Here is an 8,828-nt window from a genome sequence, read left to right as displayed (position 1 = left end):
GGGGGCGGCGCGCCCCGCCGGGGTGGTTGCCGCGGCGGCGCGGGGGGGGGGGGGGGCGGGCCACCGCGGGGGGGGCCCCCCCGCCCGCCCCCCCCCCACAGGCTGAGAACAGCGCGAGCGTCAGCCGGTCTGGTCGACGCGGGCAGCCCAGCGCTGTTCGACGTTGCTGAAGCGCCAGTAGGCGAGGGCACAGGCCCAGACCACGACGAACATGCCGACCAGGATGTAGCCGACGTTGTCGAGGCTGATGTCGGAGATCCAGCCGGTGACCGGGTCGGTGAGGTCGAGCTTCTCGTGCAGGACGCCGACCAGCTCGATGGTGCCGATGACGAAGGCCACGGCGATCGACAGCCCGGTGATGGTGAGGTTGTAGTAAACCTTGCGCACCGGGTTGGAGAACGCCCAGTGGTAGGCGAAGTTCATGAAGGTGCCGTCGAGGGTGTCGAACAGGCTCATGCCGCAGGCGAACAGCAGCGGCAGGCAGATGATCGCGTACCAGGGCAGGCCGGAGGCGGCGCCGGAGCCGGCCATCACCATCAGCGCGACCTCGGTGGCGGTGTCGAAGCCCAGGCCGAACAGCACGCCGACCGGGTACATCTGGCCGGGGCGGCGGATGGACTTGGTGAGGCGCCCGAGGATGCGGTTCATGAAGCCGCGCTCGTCGAGGTGCTTCTCCAGCTGCTTCTCGTCGAACTGGCCAGCCCGCATGGCCTTGTAGACGTGGTAGATCCCGGCGAGCGCGATCAGGTTGAGCGCGGCGATCAGGTAGAGGAAGGTGCCGGAGACACTGGTGCCGATGACACCCAGCCACTGGTGCGCGGTGGACTGGTCGTCGACCAGGGTGCCGGCGATCTGTGCGCCGCCGGCGACGAGGGCGGCCATCGCCATGACGATGCTGGAATGGCCGAGGGCGAACCAGAACCCGACCGAGACCGGGCGCTGGCCGTCGGCCATCAGCTTGCGGGTGGTGTTGTCGATGGCGGCGATGTGGTCGGCGTCGAAGGCGTGCCGCATGCCGAGGGTGTAGGCGGTGATGCCGAGCCCGACGCCGAAGGCCTGGTTGCCGATCGTGTAGTGGTTCGGGGCGACCAGCAGGAACAGCATGCCGAAGGCGACCACGTGCATGGCCACGATGACGGCCAGCAGCGTGGCGGTGCGGACGGTGTCCTGCCGCTGCCAGCGCGGCGGCAGCGGCAGGGTCGATGACGGGGTTTCGTCGGTGAGGGTCATGACGGGCGGCCTCTCCAGCTCCTCGATGGGGGCACCCCCGGGTGAGGTCGGGGGAGTCGTGCACGCCGTGGCCGGTCTCCTGGCTGGGGGATGGACAGTTCTGCCCGCGTCCGGGCAGGGCTGAGCGCACCCCACGGCTCGTCTTCCCGCGCGCCGTACGGCACCGGTGACTGCCCGCAGTTCCTGCGGGCACGCCAGGGGCACTACCCCTTCACAGTGGCGAGGGCCGCGCCGGAATCGGCTCCTGAGGAGCTGTCACCGGACTTCCCGAACACCACGGCGGGGAACACCGTAGGGGCTGGCCCACCCTGTCGACAAGGCTGCGCAGCTGCGCATATGTTGCAATAACGCAAAGTGCTGACACGGGCATGGCGGGTGAGGGGGAGCGCACGTGCCAGGGGCAATCGATGCCGAAGCGGTGCGGGCGGCCGCTGCCGCGGTGGCGGACCGGGAGCGGCTGCGCGCCGCCGCCGAGCGATTCGCGCTGCTGGCGGAGCCCCGCCGGCTGGCGCTGCTGACCGCCATGCGGGCCGCCGGACCGATCCCGGTCTCCGACCTCGCACAGGCCTGCCAGGTCGCCCCGGCCGCCGTCTCGCAGACGCTGCGGCTGCTCCGTGCGTCGGGGGTGGTCGTCGCGGTCAAGCAGGGCCGCGTGGTTCGCTACGAGCTTCGTGACGCGGCTCTGGAGCAGATCCTCGACGGAGTCCGCGCGCAGGCGTCCTGAGGTGGGGGCTTGGGCATCAGGACCGCCCCCACCTTCAGGTGGATCAGGAGCCGGAGAACGCCTTCGTCAGCTGGCCGGCCGCGTTGCGGTAGACGGTGAGCAGGTCGAGGTCCTGGTCCGGGTAGTTGACGATGTTCACCTGCTTGGCGCCCGAGTCGGGCAATACCGTGCCGACTGACATGTTCTCGTTCTCCAGGACGAACTGTGGCTTCTTCGCGGACAGTTCGGCCAGCTGCGTCGGGGTGACGGCCTCCGGGCCGTAGGTGCCGGTGGGCTGGACGCCCGCGAGGTCGGCGGCCCAGGTGGTGAACGTCTGGGTGACCACCACCGGTGCCTGCCCGGCGGGCCATTTGGCCTTCACCTGTTGGGCGAGCTTGTCGTACTCGGCGGTGAAGGCGGTGTTCCACTGGGCGGCGGCCTGCTCGGTGCCAAAGGCCTTGCCGAGCTTGGTGACCTCGGCGACGGTGGCATCGCGGTGGTCGTCCAGATTGACCTCGACGGGCTTGGCCTTCGAGCCGGCGGCCTCCTTGACCTTGCCGGCGAAGGGCTCGAACGAGGCGTAGAGCACGAAGTCGGCGCCCGCGACGGCGGTCAGGTCGGAGGGCTTCAGTTCGTAGTCGGGCGCGTGCTTGACGCTGGCCGGGACGAGGACCTTGACGTCCTTGGCACCGGCCGCCTTCGCGAGGGCGGCCTCCCAGGTGGTGGTCGCCACCACGACCGGGCCCTTGGACGAGTCGGGGGCGGCGGTGCCGCTCGTGGTGCTGCTGCACGCGGTGAGGGCGAGCAGCCCGGCGGTCAGTGCGACGAACGGGCGGACGGGGACGCGGCTCTGCGCCATGCGGTGGTTCTCCGTTCGGGGATGAGGTGGGCCGCCAGGGCGACGGCCCCGGCGGCGAGGACGAGCACGGGGCCCGGGGGAAGGTCCCAGGCGAGGGCGGCCAGGAACCCGAGCAGGTGGACGGCCGCGCCGATGCCGACCGCCCAGGCGGCGATCGAGCCGAGCGAGTGGCCGAGTCGTCGGGCAGCGAGGGCGGGCAGCAGGGTGAGGGCGTCGACGAGCAGCGCGCCGGTCAGCCGGATCGCCGCGCCGACGGCCACCGCGACCATGACCAGTAACACCAGCGTCAGCCGTTGCACCCGCACGCCCGAGCACAGCGCCAACTCGCGGTCGTGCAGCAGCAGCGCGAGGTCGCGACGGCGCCAGAGGAACAGTGCGGGTACGGCCGCCGCGAGCACGCCGAGGACGGCGAGGTCGGCCGGGCGTACGGCCAGGATCGATCCCCACAGCAGTGCGAACGCGCCGTTGGCATTGACGCCGGAGACCGACAGCACCAGCAGGGCGCCGGCGATCGCCAGGCTCATCAGCAGGCCCATCGCCCCGGACAGGCCGTCAGGTGTACGGGCCAGCGGTGCCACGCCCGCTCCGGCGAGCGCGCACGCGACGATCGCGCACAGGGCCGGGTCGAGGCCGACGATGATGCCGACCGCGATGCCCAGCAGTGCGACGTGCATCATGGCGAACCGCACCGGCATGATGTCGAGCCCGACGATCACCACACCGACGAGCGGCAGTCCCAGGCTCGCCAGGAGCAGTCCGAGGCCGGCCCGCTGCACCGGCACCAACTGCAGCAGCGCGCCGACCTGTTCGAGGGGGTTCACGTGACCACCCGCAGTCGGCCCGCCGCCATTTCCAGCACCCGGTCGCAGCGGGCGGCCAGCGCCCGGTCGTGGGTGACCACGAGCAGGGTGGCCGGAAGGCCGGTGAGTAGCTCTGCCGCCTCCTCCTGGCCGGCGAAGTCGAGCGCTGCGGTTGGCTCGTCGGCGAGCAGCACGCCGGCGCCCGCGGCCACGCATCCGACCGCGCGGGCGAGGTGCATCCGCTGGAGCTGGCCGCCGGAGAGCGCGTCGAGCGGGCGGTCCGCCAGTGCCGCGACCCCCAGCCGCTCGGCTGCCTCGGCCGCCTCGGTGGCGGCGCCGCTGCTGGCCAGCAGCTCCCGTGCCAGCAGCGGGAACCGGCCGGCGGCCGGGCGCTGGGGGATCCAGGCGCACGCCCGGCGGCGCCAGGCCCACTCGGCGGCGGTGCGGGTGCCGCGTCCGCCGACCAGCAGTTGCCCAGCGACCTGGCGGTGCAGGCCCAGGACCGCGCGCAGCAGCGTCGTCTTGCCTGAACCGTTGGTGCCGGTCAGCGCGATCCGCTCGCCGGGGGCCACGTCGAGATCGACCCTGGCCACCGCTTCCAGGCGGCCGTGCCGGCAGACCACGTCGCGTAGGCGGAGGTCCAGGCCGGCCGGTGGCGGAAGCGGTTTCTGCCACGCGGTGTCCGTGCCCTGATCTGTGCTGTGCTCCACGCGACCTTAGTCGGGACGCACCGCTGCCGAGTCCCCGCGAGATCCGGGCCGGGGCCCCGGTGCCGCCGCACGGCAGCACCGGAACCCGGCCAGGCCGAGCCTCCCGGCCGTCTCAGATCCGCCCGACGAGGGCGAAGCCCGCCTCGTCAACCGCGCCGCGGACCAGCGCCTCGTCGAGCGCGTACTCGGAGGCGACGGTGACCCGGCCGGCCTGGGCGTCGGCCGCGACCTCGGTGACGCCCGGGATGGCGGACAGCTCGGCGCTGACCGTCTTCTCGCAGTGGCCGCAGCTCATGCCCTCGACGGCGAAGGCGGTGGTGATGGACATACGGGTACCTCCAAGGAACGTGGGTGGTTCACGGCCGCCGTCCTGTGACGGGTACGGCCGTTCGATGGCGCCGACCATGACAGCGCACGGCCGCCGTGCGGACACAGCGGCACGCTGTCTGGTGCCACCATCGAATGGAACGGGGAACCGGTCAGGCCGCGCAGCCGACGAGGGGCTGGCGCTCGGCGTCGGCGAGCATCTTGATGAGGGTCGTGCGGGCCCGGTAGACACGGGAGCGTACGGTGCCGATCGGGCAGCCGGCGACCTCGGCGGCGTCCTCGTACGCCAGGCCCAGGATGCTGGTCAGGACGAACGCGTCCCGGCGCTCGGCGGGCAGCGCGGTGAGCAGTTCGGCCAGGGCCACGCCCTCGTCGAAGCCAGGGGTCCCGCAGTCCTGTGCGCGTTCGGCGGCGCCCTGCCAGTCGTCGGTGTTGACGAGGCGGGGGCGGGCGGCGGCGAAGCGGAACCGATCGGCGACGGTGCGGCGGGCGATCGACAGCAGCCAGGTGCGGGCGGAGGAGCGGCCTTCGAAGCGGGGGAGGCTACGCAGGGCCCGCAGGTAGGTGTCCTGGGCCAGGTCGTCGGCGGCCTGCGGGTCGCCGCTCAGGTGGGCGACGTAGCGCCAGACGTCGTTGCGGGTGGCGCGCACGAATCTCTCGATCGCGGCGGGGTCGCCGTCGCGGGCGGCGAGCGCCCACGCGGTGACGGTCTCGTCGTCGTGCGCGGAGCGGTATCGGGCGGAGCGGGGGCGTGGCAGGGCAGGTGTCATCGCCAGATGTCCTTCTCGGGAAGGCGGGGAAGCGGCCGGTGGCCGCAGGTGACCGTGCCGGGGCACGCGCGGGCATCGCCGCACCCGGGTGGGGGCGGCGTCGGCGCGGGTGTCCCCGGAGGGGAGAGCCGTCAGGCGGCGGTCACAGCCGGAGGGCCCCGAGACGTGATGGCGTGAACGAGCAGCAGCTGCCGCAGCCGCTGGACGGGATGGTGGCGTATGGGCCGCAGGCGCGGGCGGTGGGGCGGGCAGGCCAGGCGGAGCAGCAGGAGCAGCGGCGCGAACAGGCGCGCGGCGACGGTGCGGCCGAGCCGGAACACGGCCCGCTCGCCGGCCGACAGCCACAGGCCCATCAGCACCGCGGCGAGCAGGTGCGCCGCCAGCATGCCGACGGCCCCGCCCGCATGGTGATCCATCGGCATGGCCATCGCGGCGGCGTGGTGCGCGCGGGAACCGACATCCATGCCGGCCATGGACATATCCGGCATGTCGGCCATCGTGACCGTCAGGCCGTCACCCGACCCGCCCCCCGTGCCGAGACCGGCGGCCTCCGCCAGTTGCGCGGCCTGCTCGGGGGAAACGTGGTTCGGGCTGCACAGCAGGAGCTGGGCCCACTGGGAGGTCAGTCCTCCCGCCGACGGCGGGGCGGTGGCGGCCTGGCCGAGTGAGAACAGCGTGTGCAGGACGGCCTGGACACCGACCGTCAGGCCGGTCACCAGCCACGGTCCGCGCTCGCGGTCGGCGAGCCGCCACGCGGCGCCGCCGGTGGCGGCGAACGCGGCGACCAGCGTCCACCAGGGCACGGGCGTGCCGGACATCAGCACGTGACCGAGGGACGCGAGCAGCACGCAGACCGCCGCGAACACCGCGGCTCGTCCCGTACGCACTCCTTGTCCCACATTCATGGCGGGCCTATGGTCGCACCCCGCACTTCGGTGCCACAGGCCCGGGTCGGAAGAATCGCGCGCGCACCGATGCGTTCGATTGCGGTGCGCGGCACCCCAAGCCGGTCCCCTGGGGCGGTGCGGAAACGTAGGTAGTCGGTCAGCGGGAGTGGCTGGTTCCCGCCGTTACGAGATTTCCGATGCTGTGCTGACCTGCCCGTTTCATCGTGCATCATGGACGCCGCCCTCACCCTGATCGGCCCGGCCTGCCCCGGCCGGATGTCGCCTTCCCCCTCGGAGCGCCTTCCCCATGAACACCTCCCGCCTGCTCGGCCGGGCTGCCACTGTCACGGCGGTCGTGGCCGGTTCCCTCGTCCTGGCCGTGCCGGCCTTCGCCCACGTGGAGGTCGCCTCCGAGACCGCCCAGGCGCTGGCCACCAACGCCACCGTCACCTTCACCGCCGAGGCCGAGTCGAGCACCGCCGGCCTGGCCAAGTTCCAGGTCGTCCTGCCCGAGGGCATCGCCCCGGCGGACGTCGCGCTCGCCGATGCGCCCCAGGGCTGGACCTTCGCTGCCACCGCCGACGGATACACGGTCGGCGGGCCTGCGCTGCCCCAGGGCAAGGACGCCGTCTACAAGATCACCATCAAGCAGCTTCCCAACGCCAAGGAACTGGTCTTCAAGACCCTGGAGACCTACAGCGACGGCCGCATCGACCGCTGGATCGAACTGCCCCAGGGCGGCGCCGAGCCCGAGCACCCCGCGCCCACCCTCAAGCTCGCCGCCGCCGCGCCCGGAGCGACCCCGGTCGGAACCCCCTCCGCCGCGCCTACCAGCACCGCGCCCTCCGCGTCCGCCACCCCCTCCGCGTCGGCCACCCCGTCGGTATCCGCCACCGCGTCCGGCGCCCCGAGCGTGACGGCCTCGCCCAGCGCTGCGTCGACCGCGTCGAGTAGCGGCAGTTCGTCCTCGGCCGCCCCGATCGCCATCGGTGCCGCCGTCGTGGTCGTGCTCGCCGCGGGCGGCGCGTGGTGGTGGCGCCGCAAGCGCTCCGCCGCCAGCTGACGTTGCGCAACTGCCCCAGTGCCCGGCCCCGTGACGCGGGCGCCGGGCACTGGGGCTTCAGTCGACGTGCAAGGTGAGCTGGGCGGTGTGCAGCTGCCCGGCCGTCTGGAACTGCAGGAAGACCCGCCAGTTGCCCGGCTCGGCAAGCAGGGCCTGGAAGGTCAGCGTCGGCCCGCCGTGGTCACCGTTCACCGCGTTCGCCGGGTGGAGGTGGGCCAGCGCCTGGTCGCCTTCGTGGAAGGCGCTGAGGTGGGCGTAGGCGTCCAGGTAAGGCTGGAGGTCGGTGACCGGACGGCCCTCCTGGCTGATGGTCGCGGTCAACTGGTGTGCGCCGGCCATCGGTTGGACGTGCAGGGTGACGGTGTAGCCGTCGACGGTGGTGCTGTCGGCCGGGGCGGGCAGCGGCACGGGGGCTGGCTCGCCGGGCACGGTGACGGTGCGGCTGAGTACGAGCTCGGCGGCGTGCGGGCCGGTGTTCGGGATGAAGTCGGCGTACAGCCGCCAGGTGCCCGGGGTGAGGGCGGCGAGGTCGGCGGTCCAGGTGCCGTCGTCGGCCATGTCCGGGTGCAGGTGCTGGAAGCCGGTGAGGTCGGTGCGGATCGCGTAGAAGTGCAGCTTCTTGGTCTGGTGGACGGCGAAGTCGGTGACGGGGGCGCCGTTCGGGCCGGTGACGGTGAACTGGAAGGCCGTCGGTCGCCCGGCGGGAACGCCGCAGGTCGCGGTGTTCAGCCGGTAGCCGTCCTGCTCGGCGGCGAGGCCGCGGGCGAGGCCCTGGGAGGTGCCCGCCGCATGGGCCATGCCGGGCATCTCCGGCATGCTCGCCGTCGCGGCCTGCGGGGGACCGGAGGAGACGGGCGGGACGGATGCGGCCATCCCGAGTACGAGCAGCACAGGCAGGCAGGACGCGAGCAGCCAACCTCGGGCGAACGGACGAGGAGGAGAAGCGGTCATCGGCAGGCCCTTCCCGTTGCGGGCGCGTCGGAATGGACGCCGTCCGGGGCCGAGGGGACTCGGCCTCACTGCACAGGAGACCGGTGACGTTGGTCGCGATAACCGAAACTAGAGCCGGGAGCGCAGTGCCCTCCGCTGCAACGACGGAGCGGTCGAGGCGCGGAAGCGGTAGGTGCGGCGAAGGCAAAAGCCTAGCGGCGGCGCTCGGAACCTGACTGGTCTTTGAGGACGAGGCCGGAGTCTCGATGACGCCCCCGCGCGCCCGCACCCGGGGGCACCGCGGCCGTACGCCCGTCATTCGGGTACAAGGCGGCTCCCGCCAGCGGATCTCGATCGCCGCCCTGACCTGCTACAGAGCCGGCGAGCGATCGCGGCTGATCTACCGGCCCGGGCCGAACGACGGCCAGGGCAACAGCAAGGGCCGCAAGAGCTTTGAGCTGCCCCGACTTTGGTGGAGTCCGCGATCGTGTGATCAAGCGGCTTGCGGGGCTCGCTCCAGTTGCGCCCAGTAATCCTGCTCGTATTCGT

General features: G+C 72.7%; 10 protein-coding genes and 1 riboswitch. Of the genes, 2 read left to right on the top strand and 8 right to left on the bottom strand.

What is annotated here, in order from left to right; all coding sequences use genetic code 11:
• Nucleotides 1-120: 120 nt before the first annotated feature.
• Nucleotides 121-1,230, bottom strand: a complete 1,110-nt coding sequence (locus tag ABZW30_RS28210) for a HoxN/HupN/NixA family nickel/cobalt transporter (protein ID WP_355674010.1) — start codon at nucleotides 1,228-1,230, stop codon at nucleotides 121-123.
• Between the two features lie 51 nt (nucleotides 1,231-1,281).
• Nucleotides 1,282-1,524, bottom strand: a riboswitch (cobalamin riboswitch).
• A 97-nt stretch (nucleotides 1,525-1,621) separates the two neighbouring features.
• Between ABZW30_RS28210 and ABZW30_RS28205 the strand changes: the two genes are divergently transcribed.
• The gene (locus ABZW30_RS28205; protein WP_355674009.1) at nucleotides 1,622-1,954 is read left to right on the top strand and encodes a metalloregulator ArsR/SmtB family transcription factor; all 333 of its coding nucleotides are present in this window, start codon (nucleotides 1,622-1,624) and stop codon (nucleotides 1,952-1,954) included.
• Nucleotides 1,955-1,997: 43 nt separating this feature from the next.
• On the opposite strand, the gene ABZW30_RS28200 is transcribed toward ABZW30_RS28205, so the two are convergent.
• The 6 genes from ABZW30_RS28200 to ABZW30_RS28175 form a co-directional block, all read right to left on the bottom strand.
• Nucleotides 1,998-2,792, bottom strand: a complete 795-nt coding sequence (locus ABZW30_RS28200; protein WP_355674008.1) for a zinc ABC transporter substrate-binding protein — start codon at nucleotides 2,790-2,792, stop codon at nucleotides 1,998-2,000.
• The gene (locus tag ABZW30_RS28195; RefSeq protein ID WP_355674007.1) at nucleotides 2,750-3,613 is read right to left on the bottom strand and encodes a metal ABC transporter permease; all 864 of its coding nucleotides are present in this window, start codon (nucleotides 3,611-3,613) and stop codon (nucleotides 2,750-2,752) included. Before ABZW30_RS28195 ends, ABZW30_RS28200 begins: the two co-directional genes overlap by 43 nt.
• Nucleotides 3,610-4,215 carry an ABC transporter ATP-binding protein gene (locus ABZW30_RS28190; RefSeq protein ID WP_355674078.1) on the bottom strand — a complete coding sequence of 202 codons (606 nt, stop codon included), beginning with the start codon at nucleotides 4,213-4,215 and terminating at the stop codon, nucleotides 3,610-3,612. The genes ABZW30_RS28195 and ABZW30_RS28190 overlap by 4 nt, the downstream gene beginning before the upstream one ends.
• A 199-nt stretch (nucleotides 4,216-4,414) precedes the next feature.
• Nucleotides 4,415-4,630, bottom strand: a complete 216-nt coding sequence (locus tag ABZW30_RS28185; RefSeq protein ID WP_355674006.1) for a heavy-metal-associated domain-containing protein — start codon at nucleotides 4,628-4,630, stop codon at nucleotides 4,415-4,417.
• Nucleotides 4,631-4,781: 151 nt separating this feature from the next.
• On the bottom strand, nucleotides 4,782-5,399 hold the full coding sequence (locus tag ABZW30_RS28180) for a sigma-70 family RNA polymerase sigma factor (RefSeq protein WP_355674005.1): 618 nt from the start codon (nucleotides 5,397-5,399) through the stop codon (nucleotides 4,782-4,784).
• 131 nt (nucleotides 5,400-5,530) lie between these two features.
• Entirely contained in the window at nucleotides 5,531-6,286 is a 756-nt protein-coding gene (locus tag ABZW30_RS28175) for a hypothetical protein (RefSeq protein WP_355674004.1), read from the bottom strand.
• Between the two features lie 307 nt (nucleotides 6,287-6,593).
• On the opposite strand from ABZW30_RS28175, the gene ABZW30_RS28170 reads away from it, so the two are divergent.
• Nucleotides 6,594-7,349, top strand: a complete 756-nt coding sequence (locus tag ABZW30_RS28170; RefSeq protein ID WP_355674003.1) for a DUF1775 domain-containing protein — start codon at nucleotides 6,594-6,596, stop codon at nucleotides 7,347-7,349.
• Nucleotides 7,350-7,406: 57 nt separating this feature from the next.
• Here ABZW30_RS28170 and ABZW30_RS28165 read toward each other — a convergent pair whose 3' ends face one another.
• Nucleotides 7,407-8,222, bottom strand: a complete 816-nt coding sequence (locus ABZW30_RS28165) for a hypothetical protein (protein ID WP_355674002.1) — start codon at nucleotides 8,220-8,222, stop codon at nucleotides 7,407-7,409.
• Nucleotides 8,223-8,828: the final 606 nt, after the last annotated feature.

It is taken from the genome of Kitasatospora sp. NPDC004669 (assembly GCF_040609455.1).
In the GTDB taxonomy this organism is placed as follows: Bacteria; Actinomycetota; Actinomycetes; order Streptomycetales; family Streptomycetaceae; genus Kitasatospora.
This window is presented reverse-complemented; position numbering and strand designations above follow the sequence as displayed.

Coding starts and splice junctions, on each gene's coding strand:
- ABZW30_RS28210 (WP_355674010.1), bottom strand. CDS start 1,230: ATGACCCTCACCGACGAAACCCCGTCATCGACCCTGCCGCTGCCGCCG.
- ABZW30_RS28200 (WP_355674008.1), bottom strand. CDS start 2,792: ATGGCGCAGAGCCGCGTCCCCGTCCGCCCGTTCGTCGCACTGACCGCC.
- ABZW30_RS28185 (WP_355674006.1), bottom strand. CDS start 4,630: ATGTCCATCACCACCGCCTTCGCCGTCGAGGGCATGAGCTGCGGCCAC.
- ABZW30_RS28180 (WP_355674005.1), bottom strand. CDS start 5,399: ATGACACCTGCCCTGCCACGCCCCCGCTCCGCCCGATACCGCTCCGCG.
- ABZW30_RS28170 (WP_355674003.1), top strand. CDS start 6,594: ATGAACACCTCCCGCCTGCTCGGCCGGGCTGCCACTGTCACGGCGGTC.
- ABZW30_RS28165 (WP_355674002.1), bottom strand. CDS start 8,222: ATGGCCGCATCCGTCCCGCCCGTCTCCTCCGGTCCCCCGCAGGCCGCG.